Source organism: Pseudomonas sp. D1-36 (assembly GCF_051132205.1).
Classification (GTDB): Bacteria; Pseudomonadota; Gammaproteobacteria; order Pseudomonadales; family Pseudomonadaceae; genus Aquipseudomonas.
In genome coordinates, this window is record NZ_CP071674.1 from 2,747,684 (window position 1) to 2,772,951 (window position 25,268).

At 63.8% G+C, this 25,268-nt stretch carries 26 protein-coding genes; 8 read left to right on the forward strand and 18 right to left on the reverse strand.

The features are described 5' to 3' along the window. Positions 1 to 95 precede the first annotated feature (95 nt). Both J3P76_RS12220 and J3P76_RS12225 read right to left on the reverse strand, forming a co-directional pair. Positions 96 to 1,412 carry an ATP-binding protein gene (locus tag J3P76_RS12220; protein WP_434701996.1) on the reverse strand — a complete coding sequence of 439 codons (1,317 nt, stop codon included), beginning with the start codon at positions 1,410 to 1,412 and terminating at the stop codon, positions 96 to 98. Next, positions 1,409 to 2,149, reverse strand: coding sequence for a response regulator (locus tag J3P76_RS12225; RefSeq protein WP_420763845.1), 741 nt, complete (start codon positions 2,147 to 2,149; stop codon positions 1,409 to 1,411). Before J3P76_RS12225 ends, J3P76_RS12220 begins: the two co-directional genes overlap by 4 nt. A 225-nt stretch (positions 2,150 to 2,374) precedes the next feature. Between J3P76_RS12225 and J3P76_RS12230 the strand changes: the two genes are divergently transcribed. From J3P76_RS12230 to J3P76_RS12240, 3 genes are all read left to right on the forward strand, one after another. Next, positions 2,375 to 2,638 (forward strand): DUF2790 domain-containing protein, encoded by a 264-nt coding sequence (locus J3P76_RS12230; RefSeq protein WP_434701997.1) that lies wholly within the window; start codon positions 2,375 to 2,377, stop codon positions 2,636 to 2,638. Positions 2,639 to 2,669: 31 nt separating this feature from the next. Then, positions 2,670 to 3,878 (forward strand): cytochrome c biogenesis protein DipZ, encoded by a 1,209-nt coding sequence (locus J3P76_RS12235; protein WP_434701998.1) that lies wholly within the window; start codon positions 2,670 to 2,672, stop codon positions 3,876 to 3,878. A gap of 184 nt (positions 3,879 to 4,062) precedes the next feature. After that, a complete protein-coding gene (locus tag J3P76_RS12240) occupies positions 4,063 to 4,356 on the forward strand; it encodes a hypothetical protein (protein WP_420764035.1) in 294 nt (97 codons plus the stop codon). 202 nt (positions 4,357 to 4,558) lie between these two features. On the opposite strand, the gene J3P76_RS12245 is transcribed toward J3P76_RS12240, so the two are convergent. Further along, positions 4,559 to 6,433: a sigma-54-dependent Fis family transcriptional regulator gene (locus tag J3P76_RS12245; protein ID WP_434701999.1), complete on the reverse strand. Its 1,875-nt coding sequence runs from the start codon at positions 6,431 to 6,433 to the stop codon at positions 4,559 to 4,561. A 341-nt stretch (positions 6,434 to 6,774) separates the two neighbouring features. On the opposite strand from J3P76_RS12245, the gene J3P76_RS12250 reads away from it, so the two are divergent. The 5 genes from J3P76_RS12250 (at position 6,775) to J3P76_RS12270 (ending at position 12,139) form a co-directional block, all read left to right on the forward strand. Next, on the forward strand, positions 6,775 to 7,848 hold the full coding sequence (locus J3P76_RS12250) for an ATP-NAD kinase family protein (protein ID WP_420763849.1): 1,074 nt from the start codon (positions 6,775 to 6,777) through the stop codon (positions 7,846 to 7,848). A 2-nt stretch (positions 7,849 to 7,850) separates the two neighbouring features. Then, positions 7,851 to 8,828 carry a thiamine pyrophosphate-dependent dehydrogenase E1 component subunit alpha gene (locus tag J3P76_RS12255; protein ID WP_434558938.1) on the forward strand — a complete coding sequence of 326 codons (978 nt, stop codon included), beginning with the start codon at positions 7,851 to 7,853 and terminating at the stop codon, positions 8,826 to 8,828. Positions 8,829 to 8,861: 33 nt separating this feature from the next. Further along, positions 8,862 to 9,878 (forward strand): alpha-ketoacid dehydrogenase subunit beta, encoded by a 1,017-nt coding sequence (locus J3P76_RS12260; RefSeq protein ID WP_434558936.1) that lies wholly within the window; start codon positions 8,862 to 8,864, stop codon positions 9,876 to 9,878. Further along, entirely contained in the window at positions 9,878 to 10,990 is a 1,113-nt protein-coding gene (locus J3P76_RS12265) for an acetoin dehydrogenase dihydrolipoyllysine-residue acetyltransferase subunit (protein ID WP_434605834.1), read from the forward strand. Before J3P76_RS12260 ends, J3P76_RS12265 begins: the two co-directional genes overlap by 1 nt. Before the next feature lie 84 nt (positions 10,991 to 11,074). Continuing rightward, a complete protein-coding gene (locus J3P76_RS12270; RefSeq protein ID WP_434564108.1) occupies positions 11,075 to 12,139 on the forward strand; it encodes a 2,3-butanediol dehydrogenase in 1,065 nt (354 codons plus the stop codon). A 68-nt stretch (positions 12,140 to 12,207) separates the two neighbouring features. Here J3P76_RS12270 and J3P76_RS12275 read toward each other — a convergent pair whose 3' ends face one another. The 15 genes from J3P76_RS12275 to J3P76_RS12345 all read right to left on the reverse strand — a co-directional run bounded on the left by J3P76_RS12275 (position 12,208) and on the right by J3P76_RS12345 (position 25,251). Beyond that, positions 12,208 to 12,708, reverse strand: coding sequence for a DUF6644 family protein (locus J3P76_RS12275; RefSeq protein WP_434605832.1), 501 nt, complete (start codon positions 12,706 to 12,708; stop codon positions 12,208 to 12,210). Then, positions 12,708 to 13,058, reverse strand: a complete 351-nt coding sequence (locus J3P76_RS12280) for a DUF6152 family protein (RefSeq protein ID WP_420763854.1) — start codon at positions 13,056 to 13,058, stop codon at positions 12,708 to 12,710. Before J3P76_RS12280 ends, J3P76_RS12275 begins: the two co-directional genes overlap by 1 nt. A gap of 24 nt (positions 13,059 to 13,082) precedes the next feature. Then, positions 13,083 to 13,637: a DinB family protein gene (locus J3P76_RS12285; protein WP_434605830.1), complete on the reverse strand. Its 555-nt coding sequence runs from the start codon at positions 13,635 to 13,637 to the stop codon at positions 13,083 to 13,085. Positions 13,638 to 13,863: 226 nt separating this feature from the next. Continuing rightward, entirely contained in the window at positions 13,864 to 14,781 is a 918-nt protein-coding gene (locus tag J3P76_RS12290; RefSeq protein WP_420763856.1) for a dihydrodipicolinate synthase family protein, read from the reverse strand. A 77-nt stretch (positions 14,782 to 14,858) separates the two neighbouring features. Next, positions 14,859 to 15,887 carry a trans-3-hydroxy-L-proline dehydratase gene (locus tag J3P76_RS12295; RefSeq protein WP_420763857.1) on the reverse strand — a complete coding sequence of 343 codons (1,029 nt, stop codon included), beginning with the start codon at positions 15,885 to 15,887 and terminating at the stop codon, positions 14,859 to 14,861. A 151-nt stretch (positions 15,888 to 16,038) separates the two neighbouring features. Next, on the reverse strand, positions 16,039 to 16,761 hold the full coding sequence (locus J3P76_RS12300; RefSeq protein ID WP_420763858.1) for an amino acid ABC transporter ATP-binding protein: 723 nt from the start codon (positions 16,759 to 16,761) through the stop codon (positions 16,039 to 16,041). Next, positions 16,754 to 17,404 (reverse strand): amino acid ABC transporter permease, encoded by a 651-nt coding sequence (locus J3P76_RS12305; protein WP_420763859.1) that lies wholly within the window; start codon positions 17,402 to 17,404, stop codon positions 16,754 to 16,756. Before J3P76_RS12305 ends, J3P76_RS12300 begins: the two co-directional genes overlap by 8 nt. A 9-nt stretch (positions 17,405 to 17,413) precedes the next feature. After that, a complete protein-coding gene (locus J3P76_RS12310; RefSeq protein ID WP_434558928.1) occupies positions 17,414 to 18,079 on the reverse strand; it encodes an amino acid ABC transporter permease in 666 nt (221 codons plus the stop codon). Continuing rightward, positions 18,072 to 19,850, reverse strand: a complete 1,779-nt coding sequence (gene lhpI / locus J3P76_RS12315; RefSeq protein ID WP_434702000.1) for a cis-3-hydroxy-L-proline dehydratase — start codon at positions 19,848 to 19,850, stop codon at positions 18,072 to 18,074. The genes J3P76_RS12310 and lhpI overlap by 8 nt, the downstream gene beginning before the upstream one ends. Before the next feature lie 10 nt (positions 19,851 to 19,860). Continuing rightward, positions 19,861 to 20,679 carry an ABC transporter substrate-binding protein gene (locus tag J3P76_RS12320; protein WP_420763862.1) on the reverse strand — a complete coding sequence of 273 codons (819 nt, stop codon included), beginning with the start codon at positions 20,677 to 20,679 and terminating at the stop codon, positions 19,861 to 19,863. Between the two features lie 232 nt (positions 20,680 to 20,911). Beyond that, positions 20,912 to 21,661 (reverse strand): AraC family transcriptional regulator, encoded by a 750-nt coding sequence (locus J3P76_RS12325; protein WP_420763863.1) that lies wholly within the window; start codon positions 21,659 to 21,661, stop codon positions 20,912 to 20,914. Positions 21,662 to 21,733: 72 nt separating this feature from the next. After that, positions 21,734 to 22,981 (reverse strand): FAD-dependent oxidoreductase, encoded by a 1,248-nt coding sequence (locus J3P76_RS12330; protein ID WP_434702001.1) that lies wholly within the window; start codon positions 22,979 to 22,981, stop codon positions 21,734 to 21,736. Further along, positions 22,978 to 23,214, reverse strand: coding sequence for a 2Fe-2S iron-sulfur cluster-binding protein (locus J3P76_RS12335; RefSeq protein WP_420763865.1), 237 nt, complete (start codon positions 23,212 to 23,214; stop codon positions 22,978 to 22,980). Before J3P76_RS12335 ends, J3P76_RS12330 begins: the two co-directional genes overlap by 4 nt. Beyond that, the gene (locus J3P76_RS12340) at positions 23,207 to 24,322 is read right to left on the reverse strand and encodes an NAD(P)/FAD-dependent oxidoreductase (RefSeq protein WP_434702002.1); all 1,116 of its coding nucleotides are present in this window, start codon (positions 24,320 to 24,322) and stop codon (positions 23,207 to 23,209) included. The genes J3P76_RS12335 and J3P76_RS12340 overlap by 8 nt, the downstream gene beginning before the upstream one ends. Then, entirely contained in the window at positions 24,319 to 25,251 is a 933-nt protein-coding gene (locus J3P76_RS12345; RefSeq protein WP_434702003.1) for a 4-hydroxyproline epimerase, read from the reverse strand. Before J3P76_RS12345 ends, J3P76_RS12340 begins: the two co-directional genes overlap by 4 nt. Between the last annotated feature and the right edge of the window lie 17 nt (positions 25,252 to 25,268).

Consider the following 25,268-nt stretch of genomic DNA (forward strand, 5'->3'; position numbering starts at 1 on the left):
AAGCGGTGTGTCAGCTACATCAGCGTTGGATGTGCCGCCGTCTTCGCGAGCAGGCTCGCTCCCACAAGGGATATCCACAAGGGATTCAGTTGTCTTCAGACCTGGGTATCGCAACCCAACCGCAGCTCAGCGCACAGCCCACCGCCCTCACGGTTGCTCAAGGTCAGCGAACCGCCCATGGCATTCGCCAGTTGCTGTGCGATGGCCAAACCCAGGCCGGTGCCGCCGGTTTCCCGGTTGCGCGAGCTTTCCACCCGGTAGAACGGCTTGAGCACTTCGGCCAGTTCCTGCTCGCTGATGCCGGGGCCACGGTCCAATACCCGGATCGCCAACTGCCCGTTCGAGGCGGGCAGGACCTGGATCTGCGCCGCGCCGCCGAACTTCAACGCATTATCCACGAGGTTGACCAGCACCCGGCGCAATGCGTGGGGACGGGTATCGATGATCGCGGCGTTCTTGCCGGACAGCTGCACGTCCTGCCCGGTGTCCTGGTAGTCGAACACCAGGCTGTCGAGAAACGCATCCAGGCTGATCCGGCAACTGGCCTCGGTGGCGCCATGGATGCTGCGGGCGTAGGCCACGCCTTCACGCACCAGGTGCTCCATTTCCCCCAGGTCGCTGTAAAGTTTGTCTTTTTCGATGCCGTCATCCATGAATTCGGCCCGCAGCTTCATGCGGGTGATGGGGGTCTGCAGATCATGGGAGATCGCAGCCAACAGATGCATGCGCTCCTTCAAATAGGCGGCGATGCGGTCCTGCATGGCATTGAAGGCCTTGGCCGCATGTACCACCTCGGTCGGGCCTTTTTCGTCCAGGCGCACGCCGTGGGCGTTGGGGTCCAGGGTTTCGACGGCCTGGGCCAGCCGGGTGAGGGGGCTGATGGCGATGCGCACGGCAAGCCACGTGCAGCCGATCAGCAGCGCCAGTTGCCCCAGCAAGACCACCGGCAGCCAGGGCGAAAGCGGTGCCATCGCCGGACGTACGTCGATGGTCAGCGGATTGCCGTCCTTGAGGCGCAGGTGCGCCTGATAGTGCATCTTCGGTCCCGGGATCTGGTTGTAGGTCAGGGCATAGGCTTCGCCCAAGGCTTCCTGGATCGAGCTGACCGATATCGGCGCGTTGTCCGGGAGCATTGGCATGCCAGGCTGGCCCTCATCAAGCACATAGCCGTAGTTGCGTCGCGCAAGCTTTGGCAGCCACGCGGGGCGTTCGGCGGCAGGCAGGCGATCGAGGATCGCCACGGACGTCGAGACGTCAGTCTCCAGGTTGCCGAGCATGGTGTTCTTGGCGCTCTCGTAGCGTTCGTAGTATTGGACGCCGAACGACAAACCCTGGGCCAGGACCAGACCGATCAGGAAAATCAACGACAAGCGCGAGGCGAGGGTACGCGGCCACCGCAGAGACAGGGTCATACCGAGACCTCGAGGATCTCCACCGGCAGCGAGAACACGTAACCTTCACTGCGTACCGTCTTGATGTACGCCGGCTCGCGGGCGTCGTCCAACAGGCGTTGGCGCAGGCGACTGACCAACAAATCGATGGAGCGGTCGAACAGGTCCGCGTCACGGCCCTGGGTCAGGTTCAACAACTGGTCGCGGTTGAGTACCCGCTGTGGATGGTCGAGGAATACCCGGAGCAAGCGGTATTCGGCGCCGCTCAGGGCCACCATGGTGCCGTCGCTGTCCAGCAGGTGGCGAGCGGTGGTATCCAGCCGCCAACGGCCAAACGCCAGCAGGCGCCCGCTCTCGGTGACCACCAGGTTAGGCGGCAACATGCGCGTACGGCGCAGCACGGCGTTGATCCGCGCCAACAGCTCCCGGGCGGCGAAAGGCTTGACCAGGTAATCGTCCGCGCCCATTTCCAGGCCGATGATGCGGTCGGTCTCGTCGTTGCGAGCGGTGAGCATCAGGACAGGCGTGGCCTTGTGCTTGCCGGCCCGCAGCTCCCGGCACAACACCAGGCCATCGTCGCCGGGCATCATGATATCCAGCACGATCAGGTCCACCGGAGTGGTCTCCAGAAAGGCGCGCATTTGCCGGCCATCCGCGACCACGGTGGTGCGCAAACCGTTCTTTTTCAGGTAGTTGCCTACCAGCTCCCTGATCTCGCGATCGTCATCCACGATCAGCACATGATCGACATGATCCATGGTGTTCTGCCCCTTGGCGTTTTGGTGTGGGTCAGTCTACAGCCAGCAGCCGGCCTGGCTCGCGACGGTTTGTATTGCAGTGTATCTGGCGCGTGGCGGATACACAGCGATGCAAAAAGCCACCTGCTCGATACAGGCTCGATACGTGGGAGGCATTCAATGGCATCCATCGAGGCGACACAACCGGCCTCTGCGACAAACACCCATTGAATCGAGGACCGCACCATGAACACCAAAGCCATCTACGCCGCCTGCCTGTTCGCCGCGCTGAACATCTGCACCCTGTCGGCCCGGGCCGAAAGCACCGCGCCGGCGCACACCTACACCTACGGCACACACCTGGATGTACGCAAAGTGCTGTCCCTGAGCGAAGACCCGCAGCCAGCCTGTGGCGTGGTCGACGCCCACATGACCTACCTGGACTCGGCGGGCCATGAGCAGGCGCTGGATTACCGCAAGCTCTCCGATAACTGCACCAACCAGAACTGACCTTCGCCAGCCTTTATATTGAGGTGTTGCCATGCTTCTGATCGCATTTCTCGGCGGGATCCTGACGATCCTCAGCCCTTGTATCCTCCCGGTGGTGCCGTTCCTGTTCGCCCGGGCCAATCAATCGCGCCGTTCGGTGTTGCTGACGCTCGCCGGCATGGTGCTGACCTTTGCCTTGGTGTCCAGCCTGGCGGTGGCCAGCAGCGAATGGGTGATACGCGCCAGTAGCGTCGGCCGGCAGGTCGCCTTGGTGGTGATGGTGCTGTTTGCGCTGTCGCTGATGTTCAGTCGGGTGGGCACTTGGTTGGCGCGGCCGCTGGTCAGCCTGGGCAATCGTCTTGACACCGGTGCCGGGCGGATGGGCGGGGCTCTGGCGTCAGTGTCGGTCGGTGTCGCCACCGGGTTGCTCTGGGCGCCGTGTGCCGGGCCGATCCTCGGCGTGATCCTGACCGGGGCCATGCTGCAAGGCGCCAGCGCCCAGACCAGCCTGTTGCTGCTCGCCTACGGCCTGGGCAGCGCCCTGTCGCTGGGTACCCTGATCCTCGCCGGTCGAGGCCTGATCGGTCGGTTGAAACTCTCGCTGCCGATCACCGCCTGGCTGCGCCGCGCCACCGGGGCAGTGGTGTTGCTGGCCGCCGTGGCGATCGGCACTGGGGCGGATGACCGGTTATTGGCCGCGACGTCGTCGCAACAGTCGGCCAGCCTGGAAAAAAGCCTGTTGGAGAGCGTGCCCAAAGCCATCGACTATGTGGTGAGCAAGGCCAGCGCGAGCGCCATGCCCGACCTCGAAGCCCAAGGCGCCATGCCTTCGCTGGACGGCGCGGTGCAATGGCTCAACTCGCCGCCGCTGAGCAGCGAGTCGTTGCGGGGCAAAGTGGTGCTGGTGGATTTCTGGACCTACGACTGCATCAACTGCCAGCACACGCTGCCGTATGTGAACGAGTGGGCGAAGAAATACGAAAAGGACGGGCTGGTGGTCATCGGCGTTCATACCCCGGAATACGGCTACGAAAAGATCATCGACAACGTACGCGCACAGGTGCGCAAGCTGGACATCCAGTACCCGGTGGCTATCGATAACCGCTATGCGATCTGGCGTGCCTTCAACAACCAGTACTGGCCGGCCCATTACTTCATCGATGCCAAGGGGCAGGTGCGCTATAGCCACTTCGGCGAAGGGCGGTATGGCGAACAGGAACAGGTGATCCAGCAACTGCTACAAGAGGCGAAGTCTGGATAAAGTCACGATTTATCAAGAGGTTATAGTGTCTATATAAAGTTATTTGTACGAAAAGACATACGGTTGAGAACGGCCCGCCAATGCTGGCCCCTTGCTCCATAAGTTGAGGTCAAACTCCTTTCATTTCAGAAAGTTGGACGACAAACCTATGCGTGTTTCTATCTGGATCGCGGCGGCCATGCTCATGGCCGCCGTTTCGCATGAAGCCCAAGCCAGGGCGCTGACGGCAAACCAGCAATCGGTGTGTCGCTGGGGTTCGGACATTGCCGCTGGAGCGCAGGCGTCCAAGCTGTCCGGAGTGAGCCTGTATGGGGCGCGCAAGAAACTGCAGGTGCGCAAGTTTCCCCGGCCCTGGATGCGCATGACCGCCCTGGGCATCACCGAACAGACCTACAACAGCACCTCGCGGCTCAAACCTGCCGCGGTCAAGCAGACCTACTACGAACAATGCGTGCGCCATGAGCTGGCGCGACGATAAGCCATCAGCCCGGGTTCCTGCCGTAATACCGTTCACTTGAGAAAAAGACGATCCCGTGGCGAGGGAGCTTGCTCCCGCTGGGCCGCTAAGCGGCCCCATACCTGCCGAATGCAGAGCCTCAGATACATCGCATTCTCCGGTTTTACGACTGCTTCGCAGCCGAGCGGGAGCAAGCTCCCTCGCCACAGCTGTTTGGCAACCTTTAGTGAACAGCGTCAGGACGCCTGCCGGGCATCTCGATACCGTGCTGATGCACCCGTCGATACAGGGTCGCTCGGGAAATGCCCAGCGCCCGGGCCGTCGGGGTGGGTTTCCAGCGATGACGCACCAGGGCGTCCAGCAACGCCTGGCGTTCAGGGCTGGCGCTGGGCTCCGGCCCATGATCGGCGGCGTCCGTGGTGTGCAATGACTCGGGCAAGTGGCTAAGCTGGATCACGCTCGCCTCGCAGACCGCGCAGGCATAGCGCAGCACATGCCGCAACTGGCGGACATTGCCCGGCCAGTGATAACCCAGCAGGCATTCCAGCGCGGCGCCGCTCAGTTGCACCGCACCGCCGCACAGCGCCGACTCTTCTTCAAGGATTCGATTGATCAACGCCAGCCGGTCGGTGCGTTCGCGCAGCGGCGGCAGCTGGAAGCGGGCGCCGCCGAGACGGAAATACAGATCCTCGCGAAACTCGCCAGCCGCCACCAGCGCCTCCAGGTCGCGGTGGGTGGCGCAGATCACCTGGATGTCCACGGCCTTGCGCCTTGAAGCCCCCAGTGGCGCTACTTCGCCTTCGGCCAGCACCCGCAACAGGCGGGTTTGCAAGGCGAGCGGCATGTCCCCGATTTCATCGAGGAACAGCGTGCCGCCATCGGCCTGCTGCAACAGACCCTGCATGCCCTTGGCCGAGGCCCCGGTGAAGGCACCGGCGACGTAGCCGAACAGCTCACTCTCGATCAGGCTTTCCGGTATGGCCGCGCAGTTCAAGGCCACGAAGGGCCGATCGCGGCGCTGGCTGGCCTGGTGCAACTGGCGGGCGAAGACCTCCTTGCCGGAACCGGTCTCGCCCTGGATCAGCACCGGCAGGTTGCGATCCTTGACCCGCACCGCCAGGTTCAGGCTGTCGGCCAGGCGTGGATCGAGTTCGGTGGGAGTCATCGCGACGCGCTGGCGAGGCTTGGCCCGGCGCCGTGGCGCGCTCAGGCGGCCATGCAAATCGACATCGAGTGGGTAGAGGCTTTCATCCCGGGCCCGGTGCAGCAATTGCGGGTCGAAAACCTGGCTGATGTGGCGAGGCAACTGGCCGTAGCGTTGCATCAAGTATTGGCGCGCCGCCGGGTTCAGGGCTTGCAGGCAGCCATCGTCATCCCAGGCAAGCAGCAGATCCGGCTGGCTGTCGACGTACCCCGCGTTGCGATGGGCCCGCAACACCCAATAACCCTGGACGCTGCTCATGAAAAACGCCTGTTCGATCTCCCGGGCGCTCTGCACCACCATTTGCCGGATCAGGTGCTGGGAACGTCGATCATCCGGCGAGCGCACCGCCGAGACGTCCAGCACGCCGAGCAGCTCGCCTTGCGGATCGAAGACCGGCGCGGCGGAGCAGGTCAGGCCAATGAACGCCGCGCGAAAGTGATCACGCTTGTGCACCGTCACCGCAGTCTTGGCCGTGAGCACCGCCGCCACGCCGCACGTGCCTTCTTCGCCTTCCGACCAGCACGTACCCAGGTAGAGCCCGGCCTTGCGGCAGTCGTTGCGAAGGGTGGTTTCCACCCGGTAATCGATGGTCTGGCCCTGGGCATCGGTCAGCAGCACGCAATAGTCGGCATCGCGCACCCGGCCGTGCAGGCGCGCCACTTCGTCGCTGGCGATATTGAGGAACAGCTCCGAGCGCTCGCGGCATTGCTTGAGCACGTCGTGGGACAGGATCCGTGGGCCCTGCAGCGAGCCGGGGTCCAGGTGATGTTGCTCCATGGAGCGGCGCCAGGAGTCGAGGATCAGGTCCGGCACGGGCAGTTGCGGCAGTTGGGCGGCGTTCTTCAGCACGCGGCTGATGCAATCCACGTGCGCCCTGGAGTGAGCGGAAAGCATAGGGGCCTCCGGTTCAGCTTCTTGTCATTGTCGGCACATTAAGCGCTGATCGCCGGGCGCAGACAAGCCCTACGGAGCGCAGGCAACCCGGTGAGACGCCACGTCTCAACGTCTCGCGGTTAGGTCGTGCAGGCTGGCATGTGGCGTCTCACCGGGCCTATGGCCAATGCTTGCAGCGGAGCGTCGCAAGCGCTCTGGCTCGGGCGTTTTCGTCCAGTTTCCGGCTATTGGCACCGCCCTTGCTCTAGGCCTTGGACCCACCCGTTGGGCTTCCAATAATAAAAAGAGGTGCCTATGACTTGCACGCCAAGCCCGTTGACTGTTCCCGCCACGGTGGCGCCATGAGCCGCCGTCCGCTCACCGTCGGCATCATCGCCAACCCCGCATCGGGCCGTGACGTGCGGCGGTTGACCGCCAATGCCGGATTGTTCTCCAGCACCGACAAGGTCTCGGTGATCCAGCGCTTGCTGGCGGCGTTTGGCGCCACCGGCATCGAGCAGGTGTTGATGCCCACCGACATGATCGGCATGGCCGCCGCCGTGCTGAAGAACAGCCACAGCCGCCAGGCCCGCAGTAGCCATTGGCCGGCCCTGGAATTTCTCGACCTGACCCTGCGCCAGACCGTCGAAGACACTCGCCGCGCCGCGCGCCTGATGGCCGAGCGCGAGGTGGCGCTGATCGCCGTGCTCGGCGGCGACGGCACCCACAAGGCTGTCGCCGCCGAAGTGGGCGACATTCCTCTGTTGACCCTGTCCACCGGCACCAACAATGCCTTCCCCGAATTGCGCGAGGCCACCAGCGCCGGGCTGGCCGGCGGGTTGTACGCCAGCGGGCGAATTCCAGACGAGGTCGGTCTGCGTCGCAACAAGCGCTTGCTGGTTTGCGACGCCGGGCGTGGTTTGCGGGAAGTCGCTCTGGTGGACGTTGCCGTGTCGCCGCTGCGCTTTGTCGGCGCGAGGGCGATCAGCCGCGCGCAAGACCTGGCCGAAGTGTTCGTGACCTTCGCCGAACCGCAATCCATCGGCCTGTCGGCGCTGTGCGGGTTGTGGTTTCCGGTGTCTCGCCAGGCGCCGGGCGGTGCCTGGATGCGCCTGGACCCGCAATCCCCCGAGGCGCTGCTGGTGCCGCTCGCGCCGGGCTTGCTGCAAGGTTGCGGCGTGCTGGCCGCCGGGCCTCTGGAGCCCGGCGTCGCCCATGGCTTGTCGCTGTCCGCCGGCACCTTGGCCCTGGATGGCGAGCGGGAAATCGAATTCAACGTCCATGACCGGCCCACGGTCACCCTCGATGCCGGCGGCCCGCTGAGCATCGACGTCAACGCGGTGCTCACCTACGCCGCGCAACAGCGCTTGTTGGCCATTGGTCGCGAGCACCCGCAACACCCCTCGAACCTTCAAGAAGACACGCCTGGAGAATAAAAATGTCGACATCGCTCAACCATGATCAATTACTGCACGCCTATCAGGTCATGCGCACCATCCGCGCCTTCGAAGAGCGCCTGCACGTGGAATTCGCCACGGGGGAGATCCCCGGGTTCGTCCACTTGTATGCCGGCGAAGAAGCCTCGGCCGCGGGCGTCATGGCCCATCTCGGGGACGACGATTGCATTGCCTCGAACCACCGTGGTCACGGCCATTGCATCGCCAAGGGCGTGGATGTGTACGGGATGATGGCCGAGATCTACGGCAAGAAAACCGGCGTCTGCCAAGGCAAGGGCGGCTCGATGCACATCGCCGATTTCGAAAAAGGCATGCTCGGCGCCAACGGCATCGTCGGCGCCGGTGCGCCACTGGTCGTCGGCGCTGCCCTGGCGGCTCGGCTCAAGGGCACCGACAGCGTCGCCGTGGTGTTTTTCGGCGACGGCGGTTCCAACGAAGGCGCAGTGTTCGAAGCCATGAACATGGCCTCGGTGTGGAACCTGCCATGCCTGTTCATCGCGGAAAACAATGGCTACGCCGAAGCCACCGCGTCCAATTGGTCAGTGGCCTGCGACCACATCGCCGACCGCGCCGCCGGCTTCGGCATGCCCGGCGTGACCGTCGATGGCTTCGACTTCTTCGCCGTCCATGAAGCCGCCGGGGCCGCCGTCGAGCGCGCCCGTGCCGGGGAAGGGCCGTCGCTGATCGAGGTCAAGCTGACCCGCTACTACGGCCACTTCGAAGGCGACGCCCAGACCTATCGCGCACCCGACGAGGTCAAGCATTTCCGCGAAAACCAGGACTGCCTGATGCAGTTCCGCGAGCGCACCACCCGGGCCGGGCTGCTCACCGTCGAGCAGTTGGACCAGATCGACAAAGAGGTGGAAATGCTGATCGAAAATGCCGTGTACAAGGCCAAGTCCGATCCCAAGCCGGCGGCGTCCGACCTGCTGACCGACGTCTACGTCAGCTACCCCTGAACGCCCCTGAAAACAACAAGAGAGAATCCCATCATGGCGAGAAAAATCAGCTATCAGCAGGCAATCAACGAAGCCCTGGCCCAGGAAATGCGTCGCGACTCCAGCGTGTTCATCATGGGTGAAGACGTGGCCGGCGGCGCTGGCGCACCCGGTGAAAACGATGCCTGGGGCGGCGTGCTCGGCGTCACCAAGGGGCTTTACGACCAATTCCCCGGGCGGGTGCTGGACACGCCGCTGTCGGAAATCGGCTATGTCGGCGCGGCGGTCGGCGCCGCCACCTGCGGCGTGCGCCCGGTGTGCGAACTGATGTTCGTCGATTTTGCCGGGTGCTGCCTGGACCAGATCCTCAACCAGGCGGCGAAATTCCGCTACATGTTCGGCGGCAAGGCGTCCACGCCCCTGGTCATTCGCACCATGGTCGGCGCCGGCCTGCGGGCCGCGGCCCAGCATTCGCAGATGCTCACTTCGTTGTGGACACACATCCCGGGACTGAAAGTGGTGTGTCCGTCATCGCCCTATGACGCCAAGGGTCTGCTGATCCAGGCCATTCGCGATAATGACCCGGTGATCTTCTGCGAGCACAAGTTGCTCTACAGCATGCAGGGCGAGGTGCCGGAAGAGCTCTACACCGTGCCGTTCGGCGAGGCCAACTTCCTGCGCGACGGCAAGGACGTGACTCTGGTGTCCTACGGGCGGTTGGTCAACACCGCGATGGATGCGGCACGCAACCTGGCCGGACGTGGCATCGACTGCGAAGTCATCGACCTGCGCACCACCAGCCCGCTGGACGAGGACAGCATCCTTGAAAGCGTCGAGAAAACCGGACGCCTGGTGGTGATCGACGAGGCCAACCCGCGCTGCTCCATGGCCACCGACATCTCGGCGCTGGTGGCGCAAAAGGCTTTTGGCGCGCTCAAGGCACCGATCGAGATGGTCACCGCGCCGCACACGCCGGTGCCGTTTTCCGACTCCCTGGAAGACCTGTACATCCCCGACGCGGCAAAAATCGAGCAAGCCGTGCTCAACGTGATCGAGTGGAGCAAGCACTGATGAGCCAGATTTTTACCCTGACCATGCCCAAGTGGGGCCTGTCGATGACCGAGGGCCGAGTCGATGCCTGGCTCAAGGAAGAAGGCCAGGCCATCACCAAAGGCGATGAAGTGATGGACGTCGAGACCGACAAGATCTCCAGCAGCGTCGAGGCGCCATTTTCCGGCGTATTGCGCCGCCAGGTGGCGCGCCAGGATGAAACCCTGCCGGTCGGCGCCTTGCTCGGCATCGTCGTCGAAGGCGAAGCCAGCGACGCCGACATCGACGCGGTCATCGAGCAGTTTCAATCCAATTTCGTGCCTGGCGACGCGGCTGACGAGGACAGCGGCCCGAAACCGCAGAAAGTCGAGGTGGACGGTCGGCTGATCCGCTATTTCGAGCGCGGCGAGGGCGGTACGCCGCTGGTGCTGGTGCACGGTTTTGGTGGTGACCTCAACAACTGGCTGTTCAACCATGAAGCCTTGGCCGCTGGGCGCCGGGTGATTGCCCTGGATCTGCCAGGGCATGGCGAATCGGCGAAAACCCTGGAGCGCGGTGACCTCGACGAGCTGAGCGGTGTGGTGCTGGCCTTGCTCGATCATCTGGACATCAACGCGGCCCATCTGGTCGGGCATTCCATGGGCGGGGCCGTTTCGCTGAATGCCGCGCGCTTGATGCCGCAGCGCTTGCGCTCACTGACCCTGATCGGCAGCGCCGGCCTCGGCGCCCAGATCAACGGCAGTTACTTGCAAGGCTTCGTCGACGCCGCCAACCGCAACGCCCTCAAGCCACAGCTGGTGCAACTGTTCTCCAATGCCGAGCTGGTCAACCGGCAGATGCTCGACGACATGCTCAAGTACAAGCGCCTGGAAGGTGTGGACGTGGCCCTGCGCCAATTGGCAGCGAACTTGTTCAAGGACGGCCGCCAGCAAGTGGAGCTACGCGAGGTGGTGCAGGCCGGCCATGTCCCGACCCTGGTGATCTGGGGCAGTGATGACGCCATCATCCCGGCGGTCCACGCCGAAGGGTTGAGTGCCCAGGTCGAAGTGCTGCCGGGCCAGGGCCACATGGTGCAGATGGAGGCGGCCGAGCAGGTCAATCGATTGATTATCGAGTTCATCGGACAGCACTGAACCAGCGGGCGGCGGTTGAGTCGTCGCCCTATGAAAAATCCTGGAGGTAACGCTATGAACGTTTCAATCAAGCCGACCCGCAGCATGCGCGCCGCCGTTTGGCATGGCCGTAATGACATCCGCGTCGAAGACGTGCCGCTGCCGGTTTCACCGCCCGCCGGTTGGGTGCAGATCCGCGTGCAGTGGTGCGGCATCTGCGGTTCGGACCTGCACGAGTACGTGGCGGGGCCGGTGTTCATCCCGGTGGACGCGCCACACCCCCTGACCGGGATCAAGGGCCAGTGCATCCTCGGCCATGAGTTCTGCGGCGAGATCGTCGAGCTGGGCGAGGGCGTCGAAGGTTTCAACGTCGGCGAACCAGTGGCCGCCGATGCCTGCCAGCATTGCGGCACTTGCTATTACTGCACCCATGGGCTCTACAACATCTGCGAGAACCTGGCTTTTACCGGGCTGATGAATAACGGTGCGTTTGCGGAGTTGGTCAATGTCCCGGCCAACCTGCTGTACAAACTCCCGGCCAACTTTCCTGCCGAGGCCGGCGCGTTGATCGAACCGCTGGCGGTGGGCATGCACGCAGTGAAGAAGGCCGGCAGTTTGCTTGGCCAGAACGTCGTGGTGGTCGGCGCCGGGACCATCGGCCTGTGCACGATCATGTGCGCCAAGGCGGCCGGCGCGGCCCAGGTCATCGCACTGGAAATGTCCGGCGCGCGCAAGGCCAAGGCCCTGGAAGTCGGGGCCAGCCATGTGATCGATCCCAATGAGTGCGACGCCCTGGCCGAAGTTCGGCGCCTGACCGGCGGCCTGGGCGCCGATGTCAGCTTCGAGTGCATCGGCAACAAGCACACCGCCAAGTTCGCCATCGACCTGATCCGCAAGGCGGGCAAATGCGTGTTGGTGGGGATTTTCGAAGAACCGAGCGAGTTCAACTTCTTCGAACTGGTTTCAACCGAGAAGCAGGTGCTGGGCGCATTGGCCTACAACGGTGAGTTCGCCGACGTGATTGCGTTCATCGCCGACGGACGCCTGGACATCTCGCCGCTGGTGACCGGGCGCATCCAGTTGGAAGAAATCGTCGGCCAGGGCTTCGAGGAGTTGGTAAACAACAAGGAACACAACGTGAAAATCATCGTGTCACCCGCACGGATCTGACGGCGCCTGAAGTGGGCGATTTGGCGATGGCCGGAAGCGGCCATCGCTTTTTTTTTTTCAATGCTCGTTCAGGTGTAGGCCAGCAAGCGCCCGCAGCCGATCACCGCGATCCACAACGCCACGGACAGCAGCGCCTGGAGCTTGGCCAGGCTCGGCGCCGTGAGGTGGGTATTCCATTGCTGGACGGAGCGGTAGGGCACCAGATGGAACAGCAGGGCATTGACGCCTGCCGCCGCGATCAGGCACAGCTTGAGAATGAACACGTTGTTGCTGGCGAAATCATGAGGGTGCGCACTGAACATCATCAAGCCGGCAGGCACGATCAACAGCAGGGCCCCGACGGCCCATCGCAGCAGATGGCGAGCCAGTGCGGTCACGGCGATGTCCCTGGACAGCCCGAGGACGCGCAGATCGAACATCACCACCGCGCCCACCAGTATCGAGAACCCGATGATGTGTAGCACTTCCACCAGCGGATAGAGCCATAGCTCGCTGCGCATGGCCGAGGCCAAGGGCGAGTCGCCCAATCGGTCCATCCAGCCTTGCGCGACCGGGCCAGTGACCTGCATCAGCGCAGCTCGGTGGTTCTGTCGTCGATGGTGATGCGTTCGGCGCGAAGCTCGTCAGGCTTGTTTTTATTGGCGTAGCCGACCACGGTGGCCCGGTTACCGGCTTTGAGCATGTCTTTGGTCAGCCCCCGATTTTCCATGCGAGAAGGCGGCGCGAGCACGACGAACCACGTCTTTTCCGTGGTTTGCAGGCGTACGGTCCCGTGGGGGTGGGAGTAACCGGACTCCTTGATCGTACCTTCGAGCGTCAGTGGCTTGCTGGCGTCGTATTCGCTCCAGCCATGGTGGGCAAGGGCGGCGGTGGCGACCAGCATCGTGGACAAGCCGATGCAACGAAAGATCAGGTTCATGGCAAGGTCTCCTGGGTTATCGATTCAATCGGGCTGGTACTCTCGCCAGACCCGCTGCTCGTCGAGTTGCAGCAACTGTTCCTCCTCTTCGCGGAAGCGGCGGTCGCAATCGAGGAAAAACTCGTCGAGCTGCGGCGGTTCGACGTGGGTGGCGCTGAGCATGGTGTGGACCTGGCCGCGGTGATGGATCTGGTGCTCGAACAGGTGCAGCAGTAAGCGGTCGATCCGTTCGAAAGCGTTGCCGTCGGCACGCACCAGGTCGACGGTGCGAGACAGGTCTGTGCGTTTAAGGTTGCTGCACAATGCCGCCAGTTGCCGGTCGGTCCGGTCCTGGCTTTCCCTGAGCTGGTTGAACGCCAGCATCTCGGAAAAATCCCGCTCCTGGCCCAGGACATCGCCTTTGAGGGCGGTGAGGTAATAGCGATCTACTTCCAGTATGTGGCACAGCGTGGCTTGGATGGAGGGGAAGAAACTGGTGCGGTAGGCCTCGTATTCCACGGTGTTCAGCTGTGCGCAGGCGTCCAGCAGCCTGTGATTGGCCCATTGGTTGTTCAGGGCCTGGGCCAGGAAATAATTCATGGGACGCCTCCCGTGCGTCATTGCGCCGGGGAAAAAGCGTAGCAAAGACTGGCGATAACGCCGTGTTGCTGGTCGGTTGGTCCCGTGTTTGCACCACGACCCCCTGTGGGAGCGAGCTTGCTCGCGATAGCGTCGGCACATCCAATAGAGATGCAAGCTGGACAACCGCTATCGCGAGCAAGCTCGCTCCCACAGGTTTCTCACATGCCTGAGCCTGCGCCCCGGCTTAAAGCCCCACCTCCGGCAACACTGGCCGATTGGCCAGGGCCGTGGCCATGATCTGCTCCACGTACACCCGGTCTGCTTCCGGCAGGGCCAGGCGCGGTGGGCGGGTGAGAGCGCTGCCTCGGCCGGCAATGGCTTCGCAGAGCTTGATGCACTGCACCAGGTCGGCGCGGGCGTCGAGGTGCAGGATCGGCATCAGCCATTCGTAGATCGGCATGGCTTCGGCGAACCGTCCGGCGCGGGCCAGCCGGAAGATCGTTTCACCTTCCTTGGGGAACACGTTGGACATGCCCGAGACCCAACCTTCTGCGCCTACGGCGAGGCTTTCGAGCACCACATCATCGAGACCGGCGAATAGCACGAAGCGATCGCCCACTTCATTGCGCACGTCGATGAAACGCCGGGTGTCGCCGGAGGAGTCCTTGAAACACACCACGTTGTCGCAATCGGCCAGGGAAATCAGGATGTCCGGGGTGACGTCGTTCTTGTAGATAGGCGGGTTGTTGTAGACCATCAGCGGCACGTCGGCATGCCGGGCGACATAGCGGAAATGTTCGGCGGTTTCGAACGGCTTGGAGCCGTAGACCAACGCGGGCATCAGCATCACCCCGTCGACACCGACCTTGCGCACCGCATTGGCGACTTTGGCGGCCTGCACGCTGGTGAACTCGGCCACGCCGCATATCACCGGCACCCGGCCCCCGGAAGCGTCCACCGCCACTTCGGTCACGGCAATCTTTTCCTCCGCGCTCAGGGAAGTGTTTTCCCCCACCGACCCGCAGACCACGAGGCCGGATACGCCATCGCGAATGACGTTGGAAATGACCTGATGGGTTTTTTCCAGGTTGATGGAAAAGTCATCGTTGAATTGGGTAGTAACGGCGGGGAATACGCCGCTCCAGTTGATGCGTTGGCTCATGGGTGTCTCCTTTTGGTGTGTCTCTGTGGCGAGGGAGCAAGCTCCCTCGCCACAAGGGTTATGGGTGGGTATGAAAGTCATGCGCCGGGCCAGGTGTCTGAGAGCCGGTAGCCCTGCGGCCACGGATCGGCCGGGTCCAGCAGCAATTGGTGGGTTCCGGTGATCCACGCCCGCCCGGCGATGCACGGGTAGATCGCCGGGCGACCGGCAACGTCGGTCAGTGAGTCGATGCGGCAATGGAATTCGGAGCCGATGATCGAGCGGCCGATAAACCGTTCACCCACCTGCATCAGGCCTTTGGCGTGCAGCACCGCCATGCGGGCCGAGCAACCGGTGCCGGTGGGCGAGCGGTCGATCTTGCCGGGCTGGATGACGACGGCGTTGGCGCCGGTGGCGATGCCGTTTTCCATGACGACGGGCGCGGCGACCTGGCAGAACGAAATGTGCGACCAATCGGGATTCAAGGGGTGTACGAAGCCCAACTGCTCGTTGGCGGCCCGGGTGATCTTCAGCCCCACGGTCACGAGATCGGCGGCCTCGTCGGGGCGAATGGCGAAGCCCAGGCGCTGGGCGTCGACGATGACGAAGCTGTCGCCGCCATAGGCGGTGTCCACCTGCAATGTTCCCAGGCCCTCGACTTCGATCCAGGCATCGAGGCGGTCAGCGAAGGAGGGCACGTTCTTGATCTCGACCCGTTGCACCTTGCCGTCGCGGCAGTCGGCCACGGCCTCGATCAAGCCGCCCGGTGCCTCCAGGACCAAGCGCGTCTGGGGTTCGGTCATCGGCAGGATGCCGCTGTCCAGCAGCACGGTGGCGACGCACAACGAATTGGAGCCGGACATGGGTGGGGTGTCGGCCGGTTCCATGATGATCCAGGCCATCTGCGCCCGCGGGTCCTTGGCCGGCACCAGCAGGTTGACGTGGCGGAACACCCCGCCACGAGGCTCGTTGAGGACGAAGTTGCGCAGGGTCTGGTCCTGGGCGATCCAGCGTGATTGTTCCCAGACCGTGGCGCCGGGTGGCGGCGCGACACCGCCGACGATCACATCGCCGACTTCGCCTTCGGCGTGGCAGCTGACTATGTGGATGATTCTGGATGAGCGCATGGGTCAGATCCTTGTGTTGTCTGGTCGGGCCTCATCGTCGGATCGCCGCCCGGAGCAAGCTCATTCCCACAGGGTTCTGTGGTGGTTAGCAGCTCATTGCTGCCTACACAAAACCCGTGTGGGAGCGAGCCTGCTTGCGATAGGCCATCCGCTATTTCACCGATTTGAGGAACGCCGCCGTCTCCGGCTGCACCGGATTGCCGATCACCTGCTCCGGCGGGCCGATCTCATGGACTCGCCCATTGCAGAAGAACGCCACGCGGTCGGATACGTCCCGGGCGAAGCGGATCTCGTGGGTCACCAGCACCATGGTCATGCCGTCTTCGGCCAGCATGCGCATGGTGTCCAGCACCTCACCGACCAGTTGCGGGTCGAGGGCCGAGGTGGCTTCGTCGAACAGCATGTAGTCCGGCGACATCGCCAAGGCACGGGCGATTGCCATGCGCTGCTGCTGGCCGCCGGAGAGCTTTCCGGGAAAGGCCTTGAGCTTGTCCCCCAGGCCCACGTGCTCAAGCTGTTTGACCGCCAGCGCCTCGGCGTCCTGCTTGGTCTTGCCCAGCACCTTGCGCGGCGCGAGCATCACGTTTTCCAGCACGGTCAGGTGGGGAAAGGCGTTCCACTGCTGGAAAACGATGCCGATCTTCTGCCGGAGGCGGTTGAGGTCGGTGGCGCTGTCGTGTACCGAGACGCCGTCCACGCGGATGCTGCCTTTCTGGATCGGCTCCAGGCCGTTGATGCACATCAGCAGGGTCGATTTACCGGAACCGGAGCCACCGATGATCGACACGACTTCGCCCTTGTCCACCGTCAGGCTGACACCCTTGACGACTTCCAGGTTGCCGAAGGATTTATGAACGTTTTCGATTTCAATCATTTTCTTGCCACCTTCTTTCCAGGCGAGCGCCGAGGCGGGCGACCACCAGGCTCATGAGGTAATAAATGAGGCCCGCGATGCACAGCACCAGCAGGGGTTCCTGAATACGCGTGACGATGGTTTGCGAAGCCCGCAGCAGTTCGACGATGCCGATCCACATCACCAGCGCGGTGTCTTTCATCACCCCCAGCACCAGGTTCAACCAGCCGGGAAACGCCACCCGCGTGGCAATCGGCAGGACGATGAAGCGCAGGTCCTGCCAGTACGTGAGCCCCAGGGATCGGCTGGCCCGCCGGGTGCTCGTCGGTACCGCCAGCACGCCACCGCGGACAATCTCGGTGAAGTACGCGGCGGCGTAGACCCCCAGCACGATGCAACCGACGGCGAAGGCGCTGAGGTCCAGGCCGACGATGCTCTTGAGGGAATTGAACAGCACGAACTGGATCAGCAGTGGCACGCTGCGAAACGCATCGAGTACCCAGGCCAATGGCAGGCTGACCCTGGGCAACAGCGCCCGCAACAGGCCGAACAACAACCCGGCCACGGTGCCCAGCAGGATCGACCAGACGGTCAATTGCACCGTGACCCAGGCACCTTCGAGCAGATACAACACGTCGTTGACGGTAAGGCTTGTAGAGAACATGTCCCGCCCTCAATAACGAAACAGGCGCCAGGACAACAGCCGGGCCAACCCGACGATCAACTTGGCGATCAGGTAATAGAGCACCGCCGCGAGGGCGAAATATTCGAAGGTGCGGAACGTCTTGACGTTGTATTCCTGGGTCACCCCCGTGAGGTCGTTATTCAAACCGACCACCACACCCAGGGACGTCATCAACACCGCCCAGACCATCTGATTGGTCAGCGGGTAGAAAACGATGCGCAACAGTTGCGGGACGATGATCATCCGGTAGGCCTGGAACGCGCTCATGCCCAGGGAACGGGCGGCGCGCATCTGCGTGCCCGGTACGGCCTTGAGGCCGCCGCGAAAATTTTCCGCCAGGTAGCCGGCGTTGTTGAAGGTGATACCCGCCAGCAACGCAAACCACGAACTGACGTGCAGCCCGAGGGAGCCGAGGCCAAAGTAGAGGATGTAGATCTGGAACAAGGAGGGTGTGTTGCGGGCGATCGACACCCAACCATTGCCGACACCGCGCAACAGCGGATGGCGTGCCTGGCGCATCACCGTCAGGACGAGGGCGATCAGCACGCCGAAAATCATCGACAACGCGGCGGTTTCGAAGGTCACCCAGGCGCCGGCAAGCATATCGGGCAGGGCGCGCAAGGCGGGGCGCCACTGGAAGCTGTAGTCAAACATGGCTCGGAGTCCCCTTGGGTGCGGAAGGTTGCAACCACTGTGGCGGCTGATCGCTGGCGGTGGCGGTGCAGGCCGCCTCGATGCAATCGGCCAGACCGGCAAAATGCACGCCGCGCCCCACCAGGCCCGGCGCGTAGTGCGCGTATTTTCCGGAATTGGTCATCAGGGTGGTGGCGGTCGGCGGGATCACCGGCTCGCCCAACATGCACCAACAGGTGTCAGTGACCAGCGTCGCCCCGAAGGCCCGGATCGCGTCCAGGTAACCTGCCTGGCGGGCCTGTTCCAGTACGGCACGGCCACAGGTGATCGCCAGCACCACGCCGGGGTGTTTGTTCCGGCCCGAACACAGGTGTGCCAGGGCGGCGAATTCGCTGAGGGAGAAATGTGGGTTGCCCAGGGAAATCACATCCACGTTGCGATGCCGGGCACTGTTGAGCTCGCGCCAACTGACAAGCAGCCCGGCAGCGTTGACGGTTTCCACCGGTAACACAGCGTCGCAGTCCAGCACATTGGCCGGGTCCAAGGCCTCGGGCGTCACCCCGGCGATGTGGAACAGTGGCGCGGCGCTGGTGGTCGCGAACGCGGCGCCAAAAGCCTTCAAATCATCCCGGGTGGGCGCGGCGTCTTCCAGGCCCCGTATCAGCGGGACACGTCGTCCCGTCAGGCCGCCGATGTGATAGCCCAGCAGCGGATAAAAACTGTCGTCCATCGGGTCGGGCCTTGTCACTTCGACGATCAGCCCGGCCTTTCGCGGCCCATCGAGATGACATCCGGCCAGCGGCGCGCGACCGCACAGGGCGATGCAGATGTCGAGAAAGTCCGGGTACTTCTGCGTGCGGGCGCCGAGCACGCTGTTGGCGTAGACCACCGCGTTGGACTCGGCCCAGACAATCTGTTCGCCGGCCACGGGCGCGGTGTCCAGCAAGTAGGGCGCACAGGTGAAGCTCAATTGCGCGCCCATGGCCATGTAAGCATCACCCAAGGCGCTGGCCGGTTCGCCCAGCGCAGCGTCGACGCCCAGTTCCCGCCAGCGGCGCTGGTCCACGGAGATCGAATTGAGGGTCGTGGGCACACTCACTTTTGCCCCCCACCGCACCAGTTGTTCGGCAAAGCGCAGGCTGGCCGGGCCGGTATAGATACAGCCGTCGATGTGCGCCTGGGTGATGTCCAGCAGTTGGTCGGCGCCCTGGATCTCGGCCATCCGCAGGACGATTTGCATCGCTACTTGGGCTGCCTTGCCGTGCGCGCCGTCGAGCATTGCCCGATCCCGCTCGTTCAACCGGACGGTGAACGGCATGGACGGCTGCGGGGCCATATCCGTCCCATGCCATTGATCGTTGGGCCGTCGGCCGGACAACGTCAGGCGGTTGCCCTCGACGCGCACGAATCCTTGGCCGCGCAAGCCAGCGAACGCCTCGTGGCCGATGCACAACACCGGCAGCGAGCGCTGGAAAATCACCTCGGCCACGAGTACTCCAAGGGCCAGGATCTCGTCGACTTCGGCCAGTACCAGTGCGGCCGGTGCGTGGCCGTTGCTGATGAGCTCCATCAACACGCTGCTGCCGGTGCAGGAACCCCGCCCGCTGGGAATCGCCAGCACGCGGCCGCCCAGGCGTTCGCCACTCAGAGGATGATGCCGGTCGATGATTTCGCCCGTAATGGGATCGACCCCGCCCCAGAAGCTCAGGCCAACGTCGGCGAACAACAGGGTGCCCTGGGCGGCACCCTCCACCAGGCTGCGGCCGTGCAAGCGGATAGGCGTGCTTGGCATGCCGCGATCCTCAGTAGTACACCTGGGGCACGGTCAGGTTGGCCGGCGGGATCTCGGTGCCGACCCATTTGACGAACAGCTCCTTGTAGCGGCCCGTGCGCACTTGCTGGTTGACGAACAGGTTGAGGTAGTTGAGCAAGCCGTACTCGCTGCGCTTGGCGCCGAGGGACACGTAGTCGATGACATAGGGAGCATCGCCAGCGATCTTCAGGCCCTTGTACTTGCCCGACTTGATGGTCGCGGCGGCCACGGTGTTGGTCACGACGGTGGCGTCGATGTGCCCCTGGGCGACGGCCAGCAATGTGTCGTTCTGCGACTGGTAGGCGCGGAAACTGCCGCTGCCCCAACTCTTCTGGTCTTTCTCCAGGGCGATGGCTTCGTAAGTGCTGCTGGTGTTTCCGAGTTTCTTGCCCTTGAGGTCGGCGTAGCTGTTGATACCGGTGTCGTCGCGGGTCAGCACCACCATCTGGAAGGCAAAGTAGGGCACGGTCAGGCCAACGGTCTTGGCCCGCTCCAGGGTGTCGGAAGTGGAAGCGACAATGACATCGGCGCGGCCCGAAAGCAGCGCGGGGATGCGGTCGGAGAATGGCGTTTCCACCACTTCGGCGTCGACGCCGAGGACCTTCGCCAGGTCGTGGCAGTAATCCACGTCGAAGCCCGCCGGTTTGTTACTTTCATCGCGAAAACCCATGGGTGGGAAGTCCAGTGTCACCGCGCAACGCAGCTTGCCCGAGCCGATGATGTCGTCGAGCTTGTCGGCATGGGCGGGTAGGGCAAGCAGGGGAAAGAGGACAACGCCAAGGGCTACGGCCAATGCAGGGTTTTTCATAAATGCCTCGCTGTCGAATAAATGCGGAGAAATATCGTATTGAGGATTTCGTATACGATATTAGATAAGCAATCGACGTGCCTGATCGGGTCTTATTCCTGTGTTTCTAGTAATGCTTTGATAACCAACAGATTATGGTGGTCCGGCTGGCCAGGCACCGGGCGCGCAGGTGAAAGTGAAGTGTTACAGATGGGAGCAGTGGGGTGGGTTTACGCCCCCTAAAGGAACAGGCTCAACGCTGGTTGTCCCGGTACTGGCTGGGTGAAAGGCTCGTCAGCGCGCGGAACTGGCGGCTGAAGGCACTGTGATCGGTGTAACCACAGCGCAGGGCGATCTCGGTAATGGGCAGATCGTGCTCCATTAACAATCGCGAGGCCTCTCCCAGGCGCGCCTTGTGGATCATCTGCCGAGGCGTGAGCTGGAAGATGCGCTTGCAGTGTCGTTCCAGCTGCGCCACCGACAACCCGGCGATGGCAGTGAGTTCCGCCAGGCTGATGGGGCGGGCGAAGTGCTGCTTGATATGCGCGTCCACGGCCGCCAGTTGTTGGTACGCCGGATGGCTCGATTGCGGCGACTGCAAGTCACGGGAAATCCCGGCCAGGCCGACGATCCCGCCCTCAGGTTCGCGCAAGGCAAGCTTGTGGGTCAGGCACCACACCGGTTGGTTGCCGTAATAGAGGTGCAATTCGAGCTGGTCGGCCAGCTCCCGTCCGCTGGCCAGCACCCGTCGATCCTGTTCGGTGTACAGCGGGCCGAAGCGCTCCGGGAACACTTGCTCGGCAGTCAGACCGAGCAGGTCGTTGCATTGCTTGAAGCCGCAACGCCGGGCCAGGGTCTGGTTGACGAATGCGTAGCGGGCTTGGGTGTCCTTGATGAAAAACACCGTGTCCGAGAGGGTATCGAGCAACGGCGCGATGGGCAGCAGACTGCGCAGCAGGGTGTCGAAGTCGCAGGGAGTGAAGGTCGTCAGCGAGGGGTACATGGGCGGCTTCGTCGTTTTGTCAGACGTGGAGTTTTGATCGAAATGAGGTGCTTGTCACGCCGTACGCGTGGCTCACTCATCTGCCAGATTAAGCAACGTCTCAACCCGTGCCGGACTGAACGGTGGACGAGGAGCCGGCGGCGCCCAGCCAAACAGATGCTCCAGCGCCGCGCCGCAAACCCTACCCTGGCAGGCGCCCATCCCGCAGCGGCTGGCAAGTTTTGCTTCGCGCCAGTCGGCATGGCTGCTCAGTTCTGCATAGGCCACGTCTTCGCAGCGACACACCAAGGTGTCGCCCCGGGCCAGGCCTTTCAAACGAGCATCTAGGGCGAAAGCCTTGTTCAACGCCAGGGCAAAGCCCTGCCATCGCGCCCGGCGAGGCCAGAGGCGTTCGGCTGCCGAGGTGTCGTCGGCGGCGACGTGACCGGCGATGGCGCCTTCCACCAGGGCCAGTTCGCTGCCACCGAAACCGGTGCACTCACCAGCGGCGTAATGATCACGGCGCGTGGTGGCCTGCCAGGCGTCGACCGCCAGGGCTTGTCCAGCCAGCTCGCAGCCCAACGCCTGACCCAGCTGGGTATTGGGAATCAGGCCGAATCCGCAGGCCAACCGGTCGCACGCCAGTTCCACAGTCTTGCCCCGCTGTTGCAGGCGCACGCCTTCGAGCTTGTCCCGTCCCAGGGCTTCCAGCACATGCGTGCCGACGCGGTAGTGGGAATCGAACAGGCTGAACGCCTGCGTCAACTTGCCCGGCCAGCGCGGCAACTGCATGGCAAAACCTGTAACGGCGGCACCGCTGGCTTGTTCGGCGATGCGCAATATTTGCGCCCCGTGATGCCTGGCCGTCGCCGCGCTGGCCAACAACAACGGGCCGCTGCCGGCAATCACCAGGCGTTCGCCGCGCACCGGCAGGCCGCCCTTGATCAGTGCCTGCAAGCCACCAGCACCGGTGACGCCGGGCAGTGTCCAGCCAGGGAAGGGCAGCAGCAGTTCCCGCGCGCCCGTGCAAAGAATCAGCCGCTCGTAGCGGATCAGCCATCCCTGCTCGGCGTTTTCCACCAACAGTGTCTTCTCGCCCGCGCAGGCAATGACCCGGGTGCCGGCGTGGCAGTACACATTAGTGCAGGCGTTCAGACGATCACGCATCCGACCCGCCTGGGCAGGCAGGCTGGCCTGGGGACCGTCGCGCCAGATCTGTCCGCCAGGGCTCGGGTTGTCGTCCAGCAGCACGATGCGCGCCCCGCTGCGTGCCGCGGCCAGCGCAGCGGCCATGCCGGCGGGGCCGGCGCCGATGATGAGGATGTCGGCGAGTTCGGTCATGGTCGGGTGTCCACGCGCATGCCGTCGCGGCACAGCGTCTGGCACGCCAGGCGCCGGCGGCCGTCGATCATCACCCGGCATTCCTGGCAGATGCCCATGCCACACAAGGGGGCCCGGCGTTGGCCGCTGACCGAAGTGCGACTGCAACCGTCAGCACCCAACGCCAATGCCGCCGCGACGCTGGTGCCATCGGCCACCGAGAGCGGGCGGCCATCGAGGAATAACTCAGGCATGGACCGCTTCTCCCAGGAAACGTTGCGGCAGGTAAGGTTGCGCCGCCAGCGGCGAGGTTTCGTTGAATAGCTGGGCGACCAGCAAATCAGCCGTCGCCGGTGCGGTCGTAACGCCGAGCCCTTCATGACCCACCGCCAGCCATAGGTCCTTGCGCTGCGGATGTTGGCCCACCAGTGGCAAGCCGTCGGGGGTCGCCGCGCGAAAGCCCGTCCAGGCGCGGATACCGTTGAGGTGCGCCAGGCCAGGCATGTAGTCCACGGCACGCTTGAGCATTTTCGCCAGCATCCAGCCTTCCACCGCTGGGTCTACATTGCCGAACTGCCGCGAAGCGCCGATGAACAGTTGTCCCGTCGGGCGCGGTTGGATGTTGCACGCCACCGACGGTCCGCTGGCGTTGTGAGCGCTGGTGACGTAACCCAGCTCAACCAAGGTGTGGCTGACAGTGGCGGGGTAGCGGTCGGTGATCAGCAGGTGTCCCTTCTTGGGTTCGATCGGCAGCTCCGGGCACAGCTCAGTGGCCTGGATGCCGTTGGCGAGGACGACTGCGTCGGCGCGGAGCCAACCGCCCCCTGCGAGGCGCACGCGGTGACCGTCCACTTCGCTGACTTGCGCCCGTTGATGGCGAATGTTGGCGTGATCGAGCATCCAGCGGGCGGCCGCGGGTGCGTAGAGAATGCCGTCGCCCTTGATCAGCAGCCCACCTTCCAGGCCGGGCCGCAGTTCCGGTTCGCGCTGGAGCAGTGCGGCTCGGCCGATCAGTTCACAGGCTTCGTCATGGGCCATCAGGTTCATGTATTTGCTGTGGGCCACGGCCATCTCTTCGGCGTTGGCCGCCAGCCACAACGTGCCGTTGTTGCGCCAGGCGCAGCGTTCTGGAAGATCGGGGGCCATCTGGCGCCAGCGTCGCAGGGAGTATTGGCTCAGGGCCAGCTCCGCCGGGTTGTCATCGAGTACCAGCAAGTGGCCCATGCCGGCCGCCGTGGCGCCGTGCCAACCGGCGTCCAGCACCAGCACCTTCAAACCACGCTGGGCCAAGGCTTGCGCGCAGGCGGCGCCAATGATGCCCGCGCCGACGATGATCACGTCTGCGACATGGCCTTGGCTCACGGACGAATGCCCCAAGCGAACGGATCGTCCGGCTCGAGGAGCAAGGTGCTTTCAGCACTGATATAGGCCCGGCCGCGAATGGTCGGCACGATGCGATCGCCTGAACGTTCATACGACCCTTCGAATTCACTGCCGATGACGCTGGCCTGGCGCCAGATCTGCCCGGGTTGCAGTTTGCCGTCGGCCGCCAGGCACGCCAGTTTGGCGCTGGTGCCGGTGCCGCAGGGAGAGCGGTCATAGGCTTTGCCGGGGCACAGCACGAAATTGCGGCTGTCGGCCTGGGGATCGTCGGCGAACAGCTCGATATGATCGATCAGCCCGCCGTCCTCGCCGCGAAACCCCTGTTGCTCCAGGGCTTGTTGCACGGCGAAGGTGTAGGCGGTCAGTGCTTCCAGGTTGTCGCCCGCCACGCGTTGCCCGTGGTCGGCGATCAGGAAAAACCAATTCCCGCCCCACGCCACATCGCCAGACACCGGCCCGATGCCCGGCACCTCCAGGCGCAGCCCTTGGCGGTAACGGTAGGCCGGCACGTTGCGCACGCTGACCGAGCGATCCTCGTGCAACGTCGCCTGCACTGTGCCCACCGGTGTCTCGATGCTGTGCACGCCCGGGCCGATCCGGCCCAGATGAGCCAATGACGCCACCAGGCCGATGGTGCCGTGGCCGCACATGCCCAGGTAGCCGCTGTTATTGAAAAAGATCACCCCGGCACAGGCGGTCGGGTCCACCGGTTCGCACAGCAACGCGCCCACCAGCACATCGCTGCCGCGCGGTTCCAGGACGCACGCGGTGCGCCAGGCGTCGTGCTGCTCGGCCAGGCGCTGCCTGCGTTCGGCCATGCTGCCCTGGCCCAGGTCGGGGAAGCCATCGGTCACCAGTCGGGTCGGTTCGCCGCCGGTGTGGGAGTCGATCACGGTGATGCGTTTCATGGCGCCACGTCCGTTCA

Bases quoted from the DNA above. Each gene is read 5' to 3' on its own strand.
- J3P76_RS12320 (WP_420763862.1), bottom strand. From the start codon at position 20,679: ATGAAAAACCCTGCATTGGCCGTAGCCCTTGGCGTTGTCCTCTTTCCC.
- J3P76_RS12240 (WP_420764035.1), top strand. From the start codon at position 4,063: ATGGCCGCCGTTTCGCATGAAGCCCAAGCCAGGGCGCTGACGGCAAAC.
- J3P76_RS12235 (WP_434701998.1), top strand. From the start codon at position 2,670: ATGCTTCTGATCGCATTTCTCGGCGGGATCCTGACGATCCTCAGCCCT.
- J3P76_RS12245 (WP_434701999.1), bottom strand. From the start codon at position 6,433: ATGCTTTCCGCTCACTCCAGGGCGCACGTGGATTGCATCAGCCGCGTG.
- J3P76_RS12230 (WP_434701997.1), top strand. From the start codon at position 2,375: ATGAACACCAAAGCCATCTACGCCGCCTGCCTGTTCGCCGCGCTGAAC.
- J3P76_RS12225 (WP_420763845.1), bottom strand. From the start codon at position 2,149: ATGGATCATGTCGATCATGTGCTGATCGTGGATGACGATCGCGAGATC.
- lhpI (WP_434702000.1), bottom strand. From the start codon at position 19,850: ATGCCAAGCACGCCTATCCGCTTGCACGGCCGCAGCCTGGTGGAGGGT.
- J3P76_RS12345 (WP_434702003.1), bottom strand. From the start codon at position 25,251: ATGAAACGCATCACCGTGATCGACTCCCACACCGGCGGCGAACCGACC.
- J3P76_RS12310 (WP_434558928.1), bottom strand. From the start codon at position 18,079: ATGTTTGACTACAGCTTCCAGTGGCGCCCCGCCTTGCGCGCCCTGCCC.
- J3P76_RS12335 (WP_420763865.1), bottom strand. From the start codon at position 23,214: ATGCCTGAGTTATTCCTCGATGGCCGCCCGCTCTCGGTGGCCGATGGC.
- J3P76_RS12265 (WP_434605834.1), top strand. From the start codon at position 9,878: ATGAGCCAGATTTTTACCCTGACCATGCCCAAGTGGGGCCTGTCGATG.
- J3P76_RS12275 (WP_434605832.1), bottom strand. From the start codon at position 12,708: ATGCAGGTCACTGGCCCGGTCGCGCAAGGCTGGATGGACCGATTGGGC.
- J3P76_RS12300 (WP_420763858.1), bottom strand. From the start codon at position 16,761: ATGATTGAAATCGAAAACGTTCATAAATCCTTCGGCAACCTGGAAGTC.
- J3P76_RS12220 (WP_434701996.1), bottom strand. From the start codon at position 1,412: ATGACCCTGTCTCTGCGGTGGCCGCGTACCCTCGCCTCGCGCTTGTCG.
- J3P76_RS12305 (WP_420763859.1), bottom strand. From the start codon at position 17,404: ATGTTCTCTACAAGCCTTACCGTCAACGACGTGTTGTATCTGCTCGAA.
- J3P76_RS12280 (WP_420763854.1), bottom strand. From the start codon at position 13,058: ATGAACCTGATCTTTCGTTGCATCGGCTTGTCCACGATGCTGGTCGCC.
- J3P76_RS12260 (WP_434558936.1), top strand. From the start codon at position 8,862: ATGGCGAGAAAAATCAGCTATCAGCAGGCAATCAACGAAGCCCTGGCC.
- J3P76_RS12290 (WP_420763856.1), bottom strand. From the start codon at position 14,781: ATGAGCCAACGCATCAACTGGAGCGGCGTATTCCCCGCCGTTACTACC.
- J3P76_RS12255 (WP_434558938.1), top strand. From the start codon at position 7,851: ATGTCGACATCGCTCAACCATGATCAATTACTGCACGCCTATCAGGTC.
- J3P76_RS12330 (WP_434702001.1), bottom strand. From the start codon at position 22,981: ATGACCGAACTCGCCGACATCCTCATCATCGGCGCCGGCCCCGCCGGC.
- J3P76_RS12325 (WP_420763863.1), bottom strand. From the start codon at position 21,661: ATGTACCCCTCGCTGACGACCTTCACTCCCTGCGACTTCGACACCCTG.
- J3P76_RS12250 (WP_420763849.1), top strand. From the start codon at position 6,775: ATGAGCCGCCGTCCGCTCACCGTCGGCATCATCGCCAACCCCGCATCG.
- J3P76_RS12270 (WP_434564108.1), top strand. From the start codon at position 11,075: ATGCGCGCCGCCGTTTGGCATGGCCGTAATGACATCCGCGTCGAAGAC.
- J3P76_RS12295 (WP_420763857.1), bottom strand. From the start codon at position 15,887: ATGCGCTCATCCAGAATCATCCACATAGTCAGCTGCCACGCCGAAGGC.
- J3P76_RS12285 (WP_434605830.1), bottom strand. From the start codon at position 13,637: ATGAATTATTTCCTGGCCCAGGCCCTGAACAACCAATGGGCCAATCAC.